This is a genomic window from Pseudoxanthomonas sp. F11 (assembly GCF_037046485.1).
GTDB lineage: Bacteria > Pseudomonadota > Gammaproteobacteria > Xanthomonadales > Xanthomonadaceae > Pseudoxanthomonas_A.
Map to the genome: position 1 here is coordinate 694,901 of NZ_JBANLZ010000002.1, position 16,497 is coordinate 711,397.

The 16,497-nt window shown below is 68.8% G+C and carries 19 protein-coding genes; 7 read left to right on the plus strand and 12 right to left on the minus strand.

Features of this window, described 5'->3' with window-relative positions; all coding sequences use genetic code 11:
* Position 1 precedes the first annotated feature (1 nt).
* Positions 2-796, plus strand: coding sequence for an ABC transporter substrate-binding protein (locus V8246_RS09040; protein WP_336188832.1), 795 nt, complete (start codon positions 2-4; stop codon positions 794-796).
* 166 nt (positions 797-962) lie between these two features.
* Here V8246_RS09040 and V8246_RS09045 read toward each other — a convergent pair whose 3' ends face one another.
* From V8246_RS09045 to V8246_RS09055, 3 genes are read right to left on the minus strand one after another with little or no spacing between them, the layout of a single operon-like run.
* On the minus strand, positions 963-1,424 hold the full coding sequence (locus V8246_RS09045; RefSeq protein WP_336188833.1) for a DUF4426 domain-containing protein: 462 nt from the start codon (positions 1,422-1,424) through the stop codon (positions 963-965).
* Positions 1,425-1,482: 58 nt separating this feature from the next.
* Positions 1,483-2,325 (minus strand): pyrroline-5-carboxylate reductase, encoded by an 843-nt coding sequence (gene proC / locus V8246_RS09050; protein ID WP_336188834.1) that lies wholly within the window; start codon positions 2,323-2,325, stop codon positions 1,483-1,485.
* Positions 2,326-2,355: 30 nt separating this feature from the next.
* The gene (locus V8246_RS09055) at positions 2,356-3,039 is read right to left on the minus strand and encodes a YggS family pyridoxal phosphate-dependent enzyme (protein ID WP_336189081.1); all 684 of its coding nucleotides are present in this window, start codon (positions 3,037-3,039) and stop codon (positions 2,356-2,358) included.
* 93 nt (positions 3,040-3,132) lie between these two features.
* Between V8246_RS09055 and V8246_RS09060 the strand changes: the two genes are divergently transcribed.
* The 3 genes from V8246_RS09060 to V8246_RS09070 all read left to right on the plus strand — a co-directional run bounded on the left by V8246_RS09060 (position 3,133) and on the right by V8246_RS09070 (position 6,123).
* Positions 3,133-4,170, plus strand: a complete 1,038-nt coding sequence (locus V8246_RS09060) for a type IV pilus twitching motility protein PilT (RefSeq protein ID WP_093490243.1) — start codon at positions 3,133-3,135, stop codon at positions 4,168-4,170.
* A 131-nt stretch (positions 4,171-4,301) separates the two neighbouring features.
* Complete coding sequence (locus V8246_RS09065; protein WP_162110440.1) at positions 4,302-5,432, plus strand: PilT/PilU family type 4a pilus ATPase; 1,131 nt, start codon at positions 4,302-4,304, stop codon at positions 5,430-5,432.
* 181 nt (positions 5,433-5,613) lie between these two features.
* Positions 5,614-6,123, plus strand: coding sequence for a DUF6622 family protein (locus V8246_RS09070; protein WP_336188835.1), 510 nt, complete (start codon positions 5,614-5,616; stop codon positions 6,121-6,123).
* On the opposite strand, the gene V8246_RS09075 is transcribed toward V8246_RS09070, so the two are convergent.
* From V8246_RS09075 to V8246_RS09095, 5 genes are all read right to left on the minus strand, one after another.
* Entirely contained in the window at positions 6,056-7,135 is a 1,080-nt protein-coding gene (locus tag V8246_RS09075; protein ID WP_336188836.1) for a prolyl oligopeptidase family serine peptidase, read from the minus strand. The genes V8246_RS09070 and V8246_RS09075 overlap by 68 nt on opposite strands.
* A 56-nt stretch (positions 7,136-7,191) precedes the next feature.
* Positions 7,192-7,413 (minus strand): helix-turn-helix transcriptional regulator, encoded by a 222-nt coding sequence (locus V8246_RS09080; protein ID WP_185896877.1) that lies wholly within the window; start codon positions 7,411-7,413, stop codon positions 7,192-7,194.
* Between the two features lies 1 nt (position 7,414).
* A complete protein-coding gene (locus V8246_RS09085; RefSeq protein WP_185896876.1) occupies positions 7,415-7,927 on the minus strand; it encodes a DUF2975 domain-containing protein in 513 nt (170 codons plus the stop codon).
* 184 nt (positions 7,928-8,111) lie between these two features.
* Positions 8,112-9,626 carry an acetyl-CoA hydrolase/transferase family protein gene (locus V8246_RS09090; protein ID WP_336188837.1) on the minus strand — a complete coding sequence of 505 codons (1,515 nt, stop codon included), beginning with the start codon at positions 9,624-9,626 and terminating at the stop codon, positions 8,112-8,114.
* A 93-nt stretch (positions 9,627-9,719) separates the two neighbouring features.
* Positions 9,720-10,265 carry a DNA-3-methyladenine glycosylase I gene (locus V8246_RS09095; RefSeq protein ID WP_185896874.1) on the minus strand — a complete coding sequence of 182 codons (546 nt, stop codon included), beginning with the start codon at positions 10,263-10,265 and terminating at the stop codon, positions 9,720-9,722.
* 99 nt (positions 10,266-10,364) lie between these two features.
* Between V8246_RS09095 and V8246_RS09100 the strand changes: the two genes are divergently transcribed.
* From V8246_RS09100 to V8246_RS09110, 3 genes are all read left to right on the plus strand, one after another.
* The gene (locus tag V8246_RS09100) at positions 10,365-10,931 is read left to right on the plus strand and encodes a YqgE/AlgH family protein (RefSeq protein ID WP_185896873.1); all 567 of its coding nucleotides are present in this window, start codon (positions 10,365-10,367) and stop codon (positions 10,929-10,931) included.
* A gap of 82 nt (positions 10,932-11,013) precedes the next feature.
* Positions 11,014-11,463: a Holliday junction resolvase RuvX gene (gene ruvX, locus V8246_RS09105; protein ID WP_185896872.1), complete on the plus strand. Its 450-nt coding sequence runs from the start codon at positions 11,014-11,016 to the stop codon at positions 11,461-11,463.
* A 20-nt stretch (positions 11,464-11,483) separates the two neighbouring features.
* Positions 11,484-12,428, plus strand: a complete 945-nt coding sequence (locus V8246_RS09110) for an aspartate carbamoyltransferase catalytic subunit (protein WP_336188838.1) — start codon at positions 11,484-11,486, stop codon at positions 12,426-12,428.
* Between the two features lie 235 nt (positions 12,429-12,663).
* Here V8246_RS09110 and V8246_RS09115 read toward each other — a convergent pair whose 3' ends face one another.
* From V8246_RS09115 to V8246_RS09130, 4 genes are all read right to left on the minus strand, one after another.
* Positions 12,664-14,223, minus strand: coding sequence for a diguanylate cyclase (locus tag V8246_RS09115; RefSeq protein WP_336188839.1), 1,560 nt, complete (start codon positions 14,221-14,223; stop codon positions 12,664-12,666).
* A gap of 154 nt (positions 14,224-14,377) precedes the next feature.
* Entirely contained in the window at positions 14,378-14,656 is a 279-nt protein-coding gene (locus V8246_RS09120; RefSeq protein ID WP_185896869.1) for a hypothetical protein, read from the minus strand.
* Position 14,657: 1 nt separating this feature from the next.
* Positions 14,658-15,467, minus strand: coding sequence for a prolyl oligopeptidase family serine peptidase (locus tag V8246_RS09125; RefSeq protein WP_336189082.1), 810 nt, complete (start codon positions 15,465-15,467; stop codon positions 14,658-14,660).
* A 90-nt stretch (positions 15,468-15,557) separates the two neighbouring features.
* Complete coding sequence (locus V8246_RS09130; protein WP_185896868.1) at positions 15,558-16,409, minus strand: DNA ligase; 852 nt, start codon at positions 16,407-16,409, stop codon at positions 15,558-15,560.
* Positions 16,410-16,497 lie beyond the last annotated feature (88 nt).

Genomic DNA, 16,497 nt, shown 5'->3' on the forward strand with positions numbered 1-16,497 from the left:
CATGGGGCCGCGCCGCATCGTCTGTCTGACCGAAGAACCGACCGAGACGCTGTATGCGCTGGGCGAACAGGACCGCATCGTCGGCATCAGCGGCTTCACCGTCAGGCCGCCGCAGGCGCGCAAGGAGAAGCCGAAGGTCAGTGCGTTCACCAGCGCGAAGATCGGCGAGATCCTGAAACTGCAGCCCGACCTGGCCATCGGATTTTCCGACATCCAGGCCGACATCGCGGCCGAACTGGTGCGGCATGGCGTGGAGGTCTGGATCAGCAACCACCGCAGCGTGGACGGTATCGTTGACTATGTGCGGCGGCTGGGTGCGCTGGTGGGTGCTGCGGCGCGCGCCAATGCGTACGCCGACACGCTCGAGCGCGGACTGGACGCTCTCCGTGCGCAGGCGGCATTGCTGCCGCGCAGGCCGACGGTCTACTTCGAAGAGTGGGACGAACCGCAGATCACCGGCATCCGCTGGGTGTCGGAGCTGATCGGCATCGCTGGCGGCGACGACGTGTTTCCCGAGAAGGCGCGGGAGCCGCTGGCCAGGCACCGCATCCTCGCCGATGGCAGCGACGTGGTGCGGCGTGCGCCCGACATCATTCTGGGCTCATGGTGCGGCAAGAAATTCCGTCCCGACCGCGTGGCGGCGCGCCCCGGCTGGGAGGCAATCCCCGCCGTGCGCGACGGCGAACTGCACGAGATCAAGTCCCCGCTGATCCTGCAGCCCGGACCGGCGGCGCTGACCGACGGCGTGGGGGCGATCGCGGCGATCATCCGGCGGTGGGCGGGGCGTCACGGGTGATGCTGGCTTCCCTGTAGGAGCGACGTCAGTCGCGACCGTGGAAATGATGTAACCCTATCCCTCCATCGAGCCAGCCTCCCGTGGTAGCCGTGTCCGCCATCGGACTCCATGGACGGGAAGGCGTGCGGTCGCGACTGACGTCGCTCCTACAGAGGTCAGGGACGCCTCAGAAATTCCGCTGGAACGTCACCGTCTCCGTGCGACCGCCTGCGGTCACCACCACCTCGAAGCGATAGGAATTGCGCGGCGAGACGCGGGCGGTACCGATCAGGTCGGTGTATCCCCCGGCTTCGACCTTGCGCAGCTCGATCGCCTGGCGCGTGCCGGAGAGATCGTGCGCGGTCACGCTGACCTCGCCATCCGCATCGATTTCCGCGGCGCCCTTGACCTCGCGCAGGGCGACCAGGACCAGTGCGGTACCGGCGTCGCGCTGCACGCCGTACTGCTTCGCCACGGGCTCGCTCAATGCCAGCGTGGGCAGGGCGTTGTAGCGCACGCGCAGGGTGCCGAAGTCGGTTTCGGCAGGCGCGGGCGGAACGAATTCCGCCGTGCGGGGCGCCTGGCCACCGGAGCAGGCGGTGAGCAGGACCGACAGGACGAGGGCGGTGGGGGCAAGGAGATGCTTCATGGAAGGAACTCGTCGTGGCTGCGGCGTTGTACGGTGTGCGGGGCAGATGCGATGCGGATCAGTCGTTCGCTGCCGACAGTTCGCCGCCGCGTACGGTGGCCGCATGCACGGCCCGGGCGACCAGCGGCTCAAAGCCGCCTGCCTGGAAGGTCTCGATGGCCGCCTGGGTGGTGCCGTTGGGCGAGGTCACGCGGCGACGCAGTTCCGCCGGCGTTTCCCCGCTTTCGGTCAGCATGCGCGCCGCGCCCAATACGGTCTGCAGCACCAGCGTGCGCGCGGCCTCGGCCGATAGGCCTTCGGCCACCGCCGCCGCTTCCATCGCTTCGGCCAACAGGAACACATAGGCCGGGCCGCTGCCGGAGACGCCGGTGACGGCGTCCATCTTCGCTTCGGCATCGATCCATACGGTCGGGCCCGCGGCGGAGAGCAGCAGTTCCGCGCGCTCGCGGCCCGTGGCATCGACTTCGCCGCTGGCGTGCAGGCCGGTGACGCCCGCGCCGAGCAGGGCAGGCGTGTTGGGCATGCTGCGCACCACCGGCACGCTACCGCCCAGCCAGCGCTGCATCTGCGCCACGGTGATGCCGGCGGCGATGGAGACGACCAGCGGGCGCTGTGCCTGCGCCATCGGTGCCAGCGATTCGCATACCGTGCGCATGACCTGCGGCTTCACCGCGAACAGCCAGGTGTCCGCGCCGTTGGCCGCTTCGCCAGCCTCGGTGAAGACCTGCACCCCGAAGTCGGCCGCCAGCGCGGCACGCAGGGGCTCGTTGGGCTCCGCCACGCGGATGCGCGAGGGATCGGCGCCGCGCTTGATCAGGCCGCCGATCAGGCTGCGCGCCATGTTGCCGCCGCCGATGAAGGCCAGGGGATGCGTCAGCACGCGCGACGTGGAAGGGGTCATGGCGTCAGGCCTCGGGAAAGTGGGAAGGAGTCAGGCGGTCCGCGCCGGGCGCGCACCGAACAGGGCGGTGCCGATGCGGACCATCGTGGCCCCGTGCGCGACGGCGAGCGCGTAGTCGTCGCTCATGCCCATCGACAGGGTATCCACGCCGGGATGCTTCGCCGCCAGCTGGTCCTGCAATGCCTGCATGCGGCGGAAGGCGTCGATGCGCCGGGCGGTGTCGGGGTGGGGCGCGGGAATCGCCATCAGCCCGCGCAGGCGCAGGCGCGGTTCGGCCGCGATCGCCTCGGCCAGGTCGGCCACCTCGTCCGGCCGGCAGCCGTGCTTGCTGGCTTCGTCATCGATGTTCACCTGCACCAGCACGTTGAGCGGCGCGCGGTCCGCGGGCCGATAGCGTGACAGAGCGCCAATCAATTTGTGACGGTCTACCGTCTGCACCCAGTCGAACAGTTGCGCCGCGAGTTCGGCCTTGTTCGACTGCAGGTGGCCGATGAGGTGCCATTCCAGGTCCATCCCGGCCAGTTCGCCGATCTTCGCCTGAGCCTCCTGTACGTAGTTTTCGCCGAAGGCACGCTGTCCGGCACGCGCCAGTTCGGCCACGGCCGAGGCCGGCTGCAGCTTGGACACGGCCAGCAGCGCGGGCGTTGGCCGATGTGCCGCTTTCGCTGCGTTTTCAAGGTGTTGCAGGGTCTCGCTGAGGGTGTCGGCGAGCATGTTCATCCAACCATTGGCGGGAACGGCGAGGGCGCTATACTGCCCTCCGGGGAATCAACGTTCCAGTTCGCAGCAACTTGGGGAAGCAGCGTCATGGATATCGCCGAACTTCTGGCGTTCTCGGTAAAGAACAAGGCCTCGGACCTCCACCTCTCGGCCGGCCTGCCGCCGATGATCCGCGTGGACGGCGACGTGCGCCGCATCAACATCCCGGCGCTGGACCACAAGCAGGTGCACGCGCTGGTGTACGACATCATGTCGGACAAGCAGCGGCGCGACTTCGAGGAGTTCCTCGAGGTCGACTTCTCGTTCGAGATCCCGTCGCTGGCGCGCTTCCGCGTCAACGCGTTCAACCAGAACCGCGGCGCCGGCGCCGTCTTCCGTACCATTCCGTCGGAAGTGCTGACCCTGGAAGACCTGGGCTGCCCGCCGCTGTTCCGCGAACTGATCCAGCAGCCGCAGGGCCTGATCCTGGTCACCGGCCCGACCGGTTCGGGCAAGTCGACCACGCTGGCGGCGATGATCGACCACATCAACAAGAACGAGTACGGGCACATCCTCAGCGTCGAGGACCCGATCGAGTTCGTGCACACCTCGCAGAAGTGCCTGATCAACCAGCGCGAGGTGCACCGCGACACGCACGGCTTCAACGAGGCGCTGCGTTCGGCGCTGCGCGAAGACCCCGACTACATCCTGGTCGGCGAGTTGCGCGACCTGGAAACCATCCGCCTGGCGCTGACCGCCGCGGAAACCGGCCACCTGGTGTTCGCCACCCTGCACACCAGTTCGGCGGCCAAGACCATCGACCGCGTGATCGACGTGTTCCCCGCCGGCGAGAAGCCGATGGTGCGCTCGATGCTGTCCGAATCGCTGCGCGCGGTGATCTCGCAGGCGCTGCTGAAGAAGATCGGCGGCGGTCGCACCGCGGCGTGGGAAATCATGGTGGGCACCCCCGCCATCCGCAACCTGATCCGCGAGGACAAGGTGGCGCAGATGTACTCGGCCATCCAGACCGGCCAGCAGAGCGGCATGATGACCCTGGACCAGCACCTGCAGGACCTGGTGAAGCGCGCGCTGATCACCCGCCAGCAGGCCAAGGAATACGCGAAGGACAAGCGCCTGTTCGAATGATCGGAGAGGCGCGGGAATCGGCAGCAGAGAATCGGGAATAGTTCAACGCTGGGAGACGGAAGGGCTGGAACGGATCGGCAGCACGATTCCCCATTCCCCATTCCCTATTCCCCGCTCCACAGGAGCCACCCATGAGCACCATCGACTTCACCTCCTTCCTCAAGCTGATGGCGCACCAGAAGGCGTCGGACCTGTTCATCACGTCCGGCATGCCGCCGTCCATCAAGGTGCACGGCAAGATCTCGCCGATCACGCAGACGCCGCTGACCGCGCAGCAGTCGCGCGACCTGGTGCTGAACGTGATGACGCCCTCGCAGCGCGAGGAGTTCGAAAAGACCCACGAATGCAACTTCGCCATCGGCGTGGCCGGCGTGGGCCGCTTCCGCGTGAGCTGCTTCTACCAGCGCAACCAGGTGGGCATGGTGCTGCGCCGCATCGAGACGCGCATCCCGACCATCGAAGAGCTGAACCTGCCGCCGGTCATCAAGACGCTGGCCATGACCAAGCGCGGCATCATCATCTTCGTGGGCGCGACCGGTACCGGCAAGTCCACCTCGCTGGCGGCGATGATCGGCTACCGCAACCAGAACTCGACCGGCCACATCATCACCATCGAAGACCCCATCGAGTTCGTGCACAAGCACGAGGGCTGCATCATCACCCAGCGTGAAGTGGGCATCGATACCGACAGTTGGGATGCGGCGCTGAAGAACACGCTGCGCCAGGCGCCGGACGTGATCATGATCGGCGAGGTGCGCACCCGCGAGGGCATGGACCACGCCATCGCCTTCGCCGAAACCGGCCACTTGGTGCTGTGCACGCTGCACGCCAACAACGCCAACCAGGCGATGGACCGCATCATCAACTTCTTCCCGGAAGACCGCCGCACCCAGCTGCTGATGGACCTGTCGCTCAACCTGAAGGGCGTGGTGGCGCAGCAGCTGATCCCCACCCCGGACGGCAAGGGCCGCCGCGTGGCGATGGAGATCATGCTGGGCACGCCGCTGGTGCAGGACTACATCCGCGACGGCGAGATCCACAAGCTGAAGGAAGTGATGAAGGAGTCCACCAACCTGGGCATGAAGACCTTCGACCAGAGCCTGTTCGAGCTGTACCAGGCCGGCGAGATCAGCTACGAGGACGCGCTGCGCTACGCCGACTCGCAGAACGAAGTGCGCCTGCGCATCAAGCTGGCCCAGGGTGGCGACGCCCGCACGCTGGCGCAGGGCCTGGATGGCGTGGAGATCGCGGAAGTCCGCTGACCCTCACGCGGCGCGTCACACGGAAAGGGGTGGGTGACCACCCCTTTTTCGTGGGCGATTGCCGCGATCAACGACCTCCGGCACCTGTAAGTGTTGACTTCCGGCACCTCACGGAAGGGCGGGCAGCTCCGAAGATGTGCGTGAACCGACACGGTGTCGGCGCCTCCCGGACCCTTGCCCCATGACGCAGATCCTCACTCACACGCCCCTCTGGGTCTTCGGCCTGTTCCTCGGCCTGGTCTACCTGGGTTACCTGCAGAGCAGGACGCGCCGGGTCTCGCGCGGCCGCCTCATCGTGCTGCCGCTCGCCATGCTGGCCTGGTCGCTGTACTCGGTCTGGTCGACGTTCGACGCCCACCTCACTGCGCTGGCCGCCTGGGCCTGCGCATGGGTCGCCGTGGTGGTCATCGGCCTGGCGTGGGTGCCGACGCGTCGCGTTGCCTACGACGCGTCGACGGCGCGATTCACGGTGCCCGGCAGCTGGATGCCGCTGGCGCTGATGATGGGCATCTTCTTCTTCAAGTACGCCGTGGCCGTCGCCCACGCCATCAAGCCCGGCATCCTCGACACCACGCCGGCTGCCGTCATGGTCGCCGCGACCTACGGCGTGTTCAGCGGACTCTTCATGGCACGTGCGCTGTGCCTGTCGGGCCTGATGAAGCCGTTGCAGGGTGCTCCGCGGAACGCCTGATGGCAGGCATGGAGTTGTGCGATCCCATCACCGCCGCCGCCGTGCCTGCACTTCTGAACCAGGCCACGATCTCGGCATGTGCGGCGCGGCGGTTCTGTCGGAGGCTGTGGTCGTCGCCAGGGTAGACGACCAGCTTGTGCGGACGGTCGAGCTGCCGCAGGCGGGCGGCCATGGCGCGGGAGTCGTCCACGCTGACCCGGTCGTCGGCTTCGCCGTGCAGGAGCAGCACCGGCATCCCCGCGGGCAGGTGTTCCGCCCAATGAAGCGCAGAGCGCTCCCGCAGGGCTGCCGGCTTGTCGTCGGCGTAGCCGGGGATGCGTGCACGGTAGACGCGTTCCATCTCCGGGCGCCAGGCCAGGCCTGCGCCGAGATCGGTGGCGCCGGCGATCGTCGCCATGGCGGCGATATCACTGCGGCGGCGTGCGACCCGGTAGCTCATCATGGCGCCACGGCTCTGGCCCAGCAGGAAGACGCGTTCGCCATCGGTACCGGGCAGCGTCCGCGACAGGTCGATCAGGCGCATGACGTCGTCCACGTCCCTGCCGCCGAACTCGTCCGCATCGCGGTATTGACTGGCGACCACCACATGGCCGGCCTTGGCCAGCGGCAGCAACGTCTGGAACAGCTGCAGCGAATCGAGCCTGCCGAACGCGCCGTTGCCGCCCCGGTTGTAGACCAGCAGCGGCAGCCGGTCGGCGTCGCCGCCTTTGGGTCGTACCACATACCCGGAAACGGTGTGTCCGCCGCTGTCGTACGTGACGACGTGACAGTCGAATGCCGCGCGGGCGAATGCGAACGTCCGGGCGGGCACCAAGGCTTCCAGTTGCGCCTTTGATACGGGCGCGGCACCCGTGCGCTGCACGATGGACGCCACCCAGCTTTCGTAATCCGGGGTGCTCTGGAAACAATCGGTCTTCGACAGGAAGGCCGACGGTGCGGTGGGTGCGTCAGCGTGTGCGGGCGCGGCGTGCGCCCACGTCAGGGCGAGCGCGATGATCAGCGTGCGGAGCATGCATGCGGTCTCTTGAGGGAATGTGGACGCAGGCCGCCTGCGGCGACCGCGCGAGGTCAATCTTCCGCGGTGAGCGCGGGATCGAAGGCCAGCAGGTCGCCGGGCTGGCAGTCCAGCGCCGCGCAGATCGCCTCCAGGGTCGAGAAGCGGATCGCCTTCGCCTTGCCGGTTTTCAGGATCGACAGGTTGGCCAGGGTGATGTCTACGCGCGCGGCGAGTTCGGTGAGGGTCATGCGGCGCGCATGCAGGAGCTCGTCCAGGCGTACGACGATGGCCATGTCAGACCGTTCCTTCCAGATCGGTGCGCATGCGCGCACCATGCGCGAACACGCCGGACAGTACGAACAGCAGCAGTACCGCGAGCCATGGGGTGGGCGACAGGCCGGTCATCTTTCCCGGAAGCGCAGCCGCCCCCGAGATCGCCAGCACGGCCAACCGCATCAGCTCGATCGTCAGCACGCTCCAGGCGATCGCACTCAGGCGCTGCGCATTGGAGGCAACGAAGGCATCGCCGCCGCGCACCGTGTCGACGATCGCCAGCAGGCGCCGCAGGATCGTATGCACGATCACGGCGCAGACGATGCCGATGACCATGATGGCGCGCAGGCCCAGCGGCGCCTGCGGGGACATCGTGGCCAGCTCGAACCCGAGCGGTTTCCAGGGCCAGCCCTCGACGAAGAAGCTGGCGCATAGCAGGCTCATGATGATGGCCGCATAGCCGAGGTTGACCACGGTCAACCCGAGAATCAGGGGGCGGGCGGCGGCAAGGGCGCGGGCGGGCATGCGACTCATCGGCGATCTCCAGTGGATATGTTGTTAAACGATACGTCACGTATCGAAAAACAATAAATATGCTGGAAGTCACGCCGCGATGGGGGCTACGCCTGCCGGAGCCACTGCGCGATGTGAGGGTGCATGCGATGCAGCAGGTTCATCGCGTCTTCCCGCCTGTGCGGGCGGCCGGGCGCTGAAGGGCTCAGCCCTGCATGCTGCCGGTCTCCAGCCACCGCTGGTGCCACGACAGCGCCTCCGGCAGCAGGTGCGGGGTGTGCTTGCCGTAGCTGTGCTGCAGGGCGCGGTCGAAGTAGTCCTGCAGCGCGTCGCGATAGTCGGGATGGACGCAGTTGGCGATCAGCGTGTGCGCGCGCTGCTTGGGTGTCAGGCCGCGCAGGTCGGCCAGGCCCTGTTCGGTGACGATGACCGACACGTCGTGCTCGGTGTGGTCCACATGGCTGACCATCGGCACCAGCGCCGAGATGCTGCCGCCCTTGGCGGTGCTGGGGCTGAGGAACACCGACATGAAGCCGTTGCGTGCGAAGTCGCCCGAGCCGCCGATGCCGTTCTGGATGCGGCTGCCCATCACGTGGGTGGAGTTGACGTTGCCGTACAGGTCGGCCTCGATCATGCCGTTCATGCCGATGCAGCCGAGCCGGCGCACCAGTTCGGGATGGTTCGACATTTCCTGCGTGCGCATGATGATGCGCTCGCGGTAGAAGGCGATGTCGCGCTTGAATGCCTCGTTCGCGGCCGGGCTCAACGCGAAGCCGGTGCAGGAGGCGACGTCCAGCACGCCTTCGCGCAGCAGGTCGAGCATGCCGTCCTGGATGACCTCGGTGAAGGCGGTCAGGCCGCGGAAACCGCTCTTGGCCAGTCCCGCCAGCACGGCATTGGGGATGTTGCCCACGCCGGACTGCAACGGCAGCAGGGTGGGCGGCAGGCGGCCAAGGGCGACTTCGTGCTTGAGGAACTCGATCAGATGGCCGGCGATGCGCTCGCTGGTGGCATCGATGGGCGTGAACGGGCTGTTACGGTCCGGTCCATGCGTGCGCACCACGGCGACGATCTTGTCCGGATCGCAACGCAGGGTGGTGTCGCCGATGCGGTCGTGCACGTGTTCCATCGGGATGGGCTTGCGGTACGGCGGCAGCGCGGTGCCGTAGTAGATGTCGTGCATGCCCTCCATGCTGGCGGGCTGCCAGTCGTTGACCTCCACGATGACCTTGCTCGCCAGGTCCAGCCAGGTCTTGTTGTTGCCGATCGACGTGGAGGGCACCAGCGTGCCGTCCTCGCGGATCGCCGAGACTTCCACCACCGCGGTATCGATGGGGCCGTAGAAGCCGAACCACACGTGCTGCGCCACGTGGCTGAGGTGGATGTCGATGTAGTCCAGCGTGCCGTCGTTGATGCGCTTGCGTGCGTCCGGATCGCTCTGGAACGGCATGCGCAGGGCGATGGCGTCTGCCTTGGCCAGGGCGCCATCCAGCTCCGGCGCAGTGGAGGCGCCCGTCATCAGCTTGATCTGGAACGGCTGGCCTGCGGCATGCGCCTGCTCGATGCGGGCGGCCAGCGCCAGCGGCACCGCCTTGGGGTAACCCGAACCGGTGAAGCCGCTCATGGCCACCGTCTCGCCGGGCTGGATCAGGGCGGCGGCGTGGTCGGCATCGACCACACGGTCGCGCAGGCCCGCATGGCGGATTCGGTCTTCTTGCATGGCAGGGGCTTCCGGAAAACGAAACGGCGATTATCGCGCGCGGCGACGGTGTCGCAGGATACGACCATCGTGGCACCCGACGATTGCGCCGGATCAATGCCCGGCGGCGGCCATCCACGGCGGACGCTGCTTCGCGGCGCGGCGGTAGGCCGGGCAGTCCTGGCGGTGCGCGCCGGGCAGATAGCCCAGGCTCATCAGGAACTCGCCGGTGATCTCGCCACCGGTGAAGCGGAAGGTCTTCTTGAACAGCTTCACCCAGTCGGCCTTCGGCAACGGGTGGTGCGCGTCCAGCCAGGCCGCGAAGCCGCCGTGACTCGTGCGCAGCGTCTGGATCACCTGGGCGTTGTGGATCGCCGCATCGACCTTCAGCCGGTTGCGGATGATACCGGGGTCGGCCAGCAGGCGGGCGCGGTCGCGTTCGCCATAGCGGGCCACGCGGTCCACCTCGAAACCGCTGTAGGCGGCGCGGAACCCGTCGCGCTTGCGCAGCATGGTTTCCCAGCTCAGGCCGGCCTGGTTGATCTCCAGCAGCAGGCGTTCGAACAGGACCGCTTCCTCCCGCTGCGGGAAGCCGTACTCGTGGTCGTGGTAGGGGCCATGCAGCGGATGGCCGGGGGCGATGTCGCAATAGCCAGACATGGGGCGCGCCGATCGGAAGTCGCGCGATTCTAGGGCCGGTTGCGGACAGCGTGTGTCCTCACCGGCGCGGGCTGCGTGGGCACGGGCTAGAATGGCGGCATGCAAGACGCCGCCACCCCCTTGGCCAACCAGCTGCTGATCGCCTCGCCGGCGCTGTCCGATCCCAATTTCGCGCGCAGTGTCACCCTGATCTGCCAGCACGACGACGACGGCGCCATGGGCGTGGTCGTCAATCGTGCATCGGAATACACGCTGGGCGAAGTGCTGCGGCAGATGAACCTGGCGTCGCAGGATCCGCGCCTGGACGGCCAGGTGGTACTGGCCGGCGGTCCGGTGCATCCGGAGCGCGGCTTCGTGCTGCACGACAGCGCGCATGCATGGGAATCCACGCTGGAGGTCGCCGACGGCCTGTTCCTGACCACCTCGCGCGACATCCTGGAGGCGATGGCCGCAGGCGAAGGCCCTGCGCATGCGGTGGTGGCGCTGGGCTGTGCCGGCTGGGGCGCGGGCCAGCTGGAGTACGAACTGGGCGAGAACAGCTGGCTGACGGCGCCGGCCGATGCCGAGCTGCTGTTCACGCTACCGCTGGAACAGCGCTGGCAGGCGGCCGGCCAGCGGATCGGCGTGGACATGACCCGCCTGACGGACTACAGCGGCCACGCATGAGCGCGCGCCGCGGCCCGCAGACGTGGTTTCCACGGCCGTCGGCGGAAAACGGCGCGCACGGGATCGAGCGGAGGCAGCAGACATGAAGCTGGACGGCACCGTACTGGGATTCGACGTGGGCGCCCGCCGCATCGGCGTGGCCGTGGGCAGCGCGTTCGGCACCGGCGCGCGCGCGCTGGCGGTCGTCGACGTGCACGGCCATGGGCCGGACTGGCCGGCCATCGACAGGCTGCATGCCGAATGGAAGCCCGACGGCCTGGTGGTGGGCGACCCGATGACGCTGGACGGCGGCGACCAGCCGATCCGCAAGCGTGCCCACGCCTTCGCCCGCGAACTGCGTGCGCGCTACCACCTGCCGGTGGTGCTGGTGGATGAGCGCACCAGCTCGGTGGAGGCCGCGCAACGCTTCGCCCTGGATCGCGCGGAGGGGCGCAAGCGCCGCCGCGATGCCGCCGCCCTGGATGCCGTGGCCGCCGCCGTCATCATCGAACGCTGGCTGGCCGCACCGCAGGACGCGACCCCGCTGACCTGACTCCTCCCCGAACTCACTCCATGACCCCACAACTTGATTCCGATGGACGCCTGCGCCACCTGCTGACCCTCGACGGCCTGCCGCGCGAGACCCTGTGCCGCCTGATCGACCGCGCCGGCCAGATCCGTGACGCCGCGCTGGGCCGCACGCCACGGCGGCAGGCGCTGGACGGCACCACCGTGTGCACGCTGTTCTTCGAACCGTCCACGCGCACCCGCAGCTCGTTCCACATCGCCGCGCAGCGGCTCGGCGCGGACGTGCTGAACTTCGACGCGTCCACCTCGTCCACGCGCAAGGGGGAGACGGCGCGCGACACGCTGCGCAACCTGGAGGCGATGGGCGTGCGCGGCTTCATCGTCCGCCACGCCGAGGACGGTGCGGTCGCCGCGCTGGCGGCCGAAGCGGGCGAGGGCACTGCGCTGGTCAATGCCGGCGATGGCCGCAGCGCGCACCCGACGCAGGGCCTGCTGGACATGATGACCATCCGCCAGGCCAAGGGCGCGGACTTCTCGCGGCTGAGGATCCTGATGGTCGGCGACGTGAAGCACTCGCGCGTGGCGCGCTCGGACCTGCATGCGCTGCGCACCTTGGGCGCGGGCGTGATCCGCGTGTGCGGGCCGCAGTCGCTGCTGCCCGACGACGGTACGCTGTCAGGCTGCGAAGTCGGGCAGGACTTCGACGCGATGCTCGAAGGCGTGGATGTCGTGATGACGCTGCGCCTGCAGCGCGAACGCATGGAGGAAGGTCTGATCGCGTCGCTGGAGGACTACCACCGCGCGTACGGGTTGACCACGGCCCGTCTGGCGCGCGCTGCGAAGGATGCGGTGGTACTGCACCCGGGCCCGATCAACCGCGGCGTGGAGATCACCGACGAGGTGGCCGACGGTCCGCAGTCGCTGGTGCTGCGCCAGGTGAGCAATGGCGTCGCCATCCGCATGGCGGTGCTGGAGATGCTGTTGGGCTGAGGCCGGCGACTCGAGGTCGCTTTTCGCGATCGGGCCGCGCACTCTCGCATGCGCGCCAGGAAAGCCGCCGTCATCCCGGCGCAAGCCGGGACCCAACGCCTTCGATACTGCCGATGAAGTCGCTGGGTTCCCGCTTTATCCGTCATTCGGCTGTCTGGAGCCGCCGGAATGACAATGCCGGCGCCGAGGGCGGAGGGGCAATCCACGCCTGCCCGTGCGCGTCCCCGCGCGGTGCTCACCTCTCCACGGCCACCACGCGGTTCTTGCCCGCCTGCTTGGCCTGGTACATGGCCCGGTCGGCGCGCGCCAGCAAGTCGTCCTGCGATTCGCCCGGCAGCCAGCGCGCCACGCCGGCACTGAAAGTCACCAGGATGCCCCGTCCCTCGTGCAGCAGCGGCGAATGCGCCAGGCGCGCGCGCAGGCGTTCCAGCGTGCCGGTCGCCTCCAGGAAGCTGGTGTCCGGCAGCAGCAGCACGAATTCCTCGCCGCCGAAGCGCGCGACGGCGTCGCTGGCGCGCAGGGTGGCGCGCGCCATGGCCACGACGTGGCACAGTGCGGCGTCGCCACCCAGGTGGCCATGCGCGGCGTTGATGTGGCGGAAGTCGTCCAGGTCCAGCAGCGCCAGGCTGAGGGTCTGGCCGCTGCGCAGCGCACGCACCGATTCGCGCTTGAACAGCTCGTCGAAGCCGCGCCGGTTCAGCGCTTCCGTCAGCTGGTCCACGCGCACCAGCGCCGAGACCGACTGCAGTTCGTCCTCCAGGCTGGCGACGCGCCGTTCGGCGGCTTCCACCTCGCGCCGCGCGTCCAGCAGGCTGTCGCGCGCGCGCAGGGCCTGCGCCTGTACCTGCGCGGTGTCGTCCAGGATGTCCTCCATGCGCTTGCCCAGCTCGGCGATGCTGCGGCTGTCGCGGATGGCCTGCGCATGGAAGCTGATGCGGTCGTGGAACTCGCCGGTGCTGCTGGCCATGCCGTCCAGTCGCTCCACGAAGGTCACCATCATCTCCTTCATCGACGCCTTGGATTCGGCCAGGCCCTGCTTCAGCAGGCCCTGCTTGTAGATCACCTCGCGCAGGCCGGCGCGGGTCTGTTCCAGCGCCGTGCGGTCCAGGGGGCCGGCCAGCAGCTGGCGCACCGCGCCGATCTGGTCCTGCAGCCAGCTGCCGTCCTCGATCAGCTCACCCACGTTCTCCAGCAGCAGGTCGAACAGGCTGCGCATCAGTTCCTGCGCATCGTTCACCTCGTGCGTGCGCAAGCCGACAAGGCGGCACAGTTCCTTCATGTCGGCGCCCAGCTCGTCCAGCGGCTGCGTGGGCTGCCACTGGCGCACGCGGTCGGCCAGCGCATGGGCCTGCGGCAGCAGGGTGGCGTCGTCGCGCAGCAGGTGTTCGATGCCGCCGGCCAGCACGTGATGCAGCAGGTCGCGCAGCTGCTCGGCCTCGCCGGACAACGGCTCGTCCTGGATCGTGCGGATGTACTTGTCGATCAGTTGCCGCAGAGCGCGGCCGTAACGCGGCCAGTCGGCGTCGGCATGCGCGGACTGCAGGCGCTCGCCCATGCCCTGGAGCTCGCCGGGCAGGCCGGCCACACCGTCCGCGAAGGCGGCCAACAGCGGGCCGGGTTCCTCCGCGTGCGCGAACAGGGCCTGCAACTGCACGCTGCTGATCGCCGGCCGCGAGCGGGCGCCCCCCGTCGTGGCGAGTTCGCGCGAGGTCGACGCGGCGGCCCCGTGCCGGCGCGACCAAAACCGGCGCAGGCTGCCAGAAATTCCGGAGTTGTCGTCGGCCACGTCAGCCATTCCAGTCGCTCGCACGGCCATGGGCGGTTGCCCACCGGCCACCAGGGGATGCCGGGTTATCGGCCGCAGGCGGCGCGGGTTGAGGGGAGGTGCCGCGCGCGGTCCCTGCGGTCACCGGGAGCGTGGCGCAGCGCGTCCCGCTGTCTGCGCCGGATCAGCCGGTAGCGGGAGGAAAGCGGACGAGGGCTTCCTCGATGATGGCCAGGTGGGCCAGGGCCTCGTCGTGACCGGCGCCGGCGGCGGCGCGGACCTGCTCCAGCGTCGGATGGGACACGATCAGCAGCAGGTTGCCGCACTGGCTGCAGGCGTAGTCGGTGACCGCGTCGTGCAGTTCCATGGCCATGGCGCGGCTGTCGCCCTGCCAGCCGCAGGGGCACGACAGCGTCCGGTCGCGCCAGCCGGCGGCGAAGTAGTCGGCGACCAGCTCCGCCATGTCAGCGGCCCCGACGCTGGGCGAACAGCCAGTCCCACATCGGGGCGTAGGCGTAGGCGGCGTCCCAGCTGTTGTGGTTGGCATCGGGGAATTCGGTGTAACGCGCGTCGCGTGCGCCGGCGGCCTTCAGTGCGGCGTCCATGCGGCGCGACTGGGACGGCGGCACCACATCGTCCTTGCCGCCGTGGAAGATCCACACCGGCACGTCCTTCAGGCGTTGCGCGGCGGCGGCGAAGGGATCGGCGGCACCCGCGACGCTGTGCACGTTCATGCTGGAGCGGTCGCGCCCCCAGTCCACGGTGATGCCGCCGCACACCGGCACCAGCGCGGCGAAGCGGGTCGGCTGCTGCAGCGCCAGTTCCCACGTGCCATAGCCGCCCATCGACATGCCGGTCAGCGACACGCGATCCGGATCGCCATCGAATTCGCGCAGCGCGGCATCCAGCGTGGCGAAGGCGATCGGACCGGCGGTCTGGGTCCACTCGGTATCTTCCGGCGCCTGTGGAAACACGACCAGCCCGGGGAAGGTGTCGGCATGCTGGCGCAGGTAAGGGCCCAGGCCCGCCATCGTCTGTTTCACGCCATCGCGGCCGCGCTCGCCCGAGCCATTGAGGAACAGCACCACCGGCGGCTTGCCGCGCCGGAAGCGTGCCGCGGGCACGAACACCTGGTAGCGGTAGGTCTTGCCTTCGAGCACGACCTCGCGCGAGACGAATTCGCCGGTCGGGTTCATCGGGGGCGTCGTGGTGCAGGCGGTCATCAGGATCAGCAGCAGGCCCAGGCAGGCGGTGGCGAGAAGGCGCATGGCGATGGAGGTCAGGGGCGACGATCGGCAGCATAACCCGATGGGCACGGTGCGGCGCCGGTGCGCACGTGGCGTATGTGGATCCACGCGGTCGCGTCAGCGTTCCGGGTCAGGCGGCGGCAGGTCGTCGCGCAGCCGGACGAAGCGGGCGAAACGCGGCAGGCCGGTCGAGGTGATACCCGTGTAGCGGTAGGTCACCCACGCGCCCAGCGGCGGTGGCGCGGCCCGCTGCGCATCGGTGAAGCCGGTGCCGATGCGGAAGCGGCGTCCCTCCGGCGTGCGGACCTGCAGCGCGCCCATCATGCCCTGGTACTTGCCCTTGCCGGGCAGGTGCGCGACCACCTGTGCCTCCGCATCCTGATGGGGCTTGTACTTGAGCAGGTCCTCGCTGCGCCCGGGGCGGTAGCGAGCGCTGCGTCGATGCAGCATCAGGCCCTCGCCGCCGGCGGCGACCACGCGCGCCAGCTCGGCGTCCAGTTCAGCGGCCGTCCCGAAGCGTCGCTGCGGGATCATCGCCAACTGCGGGTTGCCGGCGTCCGCAATCAAGGTACGCATGCGCACGACCCTCTCCGCGAAGGGCCGTGGATTGGCCGGCAGGTCGAACGCCATGAAACGCACGCGTCGCCACGCCTGCGGGTCGGCTTGCACGCGCCTGACGGTGGCGCTGACCTCATCGAAGCGGCCACGCCCGATCCAGAGTTCGCCATCCAGGGGTTCGGTCGGCCAGCCACGTGTGAGCGCAGCCGGCGCCGCGATCCGCGCACCGCCGCGCGTCCAGAGCGAGCGGCCATCCCAGCGGGCGCGCACACCGTCCAGTTTTTCGCTGACCAGGAAGTCCGGCACCGCCACGTTGCCGTGATAAGGGGTGGCCAGCATCGGATCCGGTGGGGGTGCCGACAGGACGGGCCAGGCCAGCAGGCATAGCAGGGCGGTGAGGAGCAGGCGCATGGCGCAGAACCGGATCGAGGAAGTGCCAGCCTCGCGTGTGGGGCCGGGCAGCGGGATCGGCGCATATCGCCGTGGCCTGTAGGAAAGC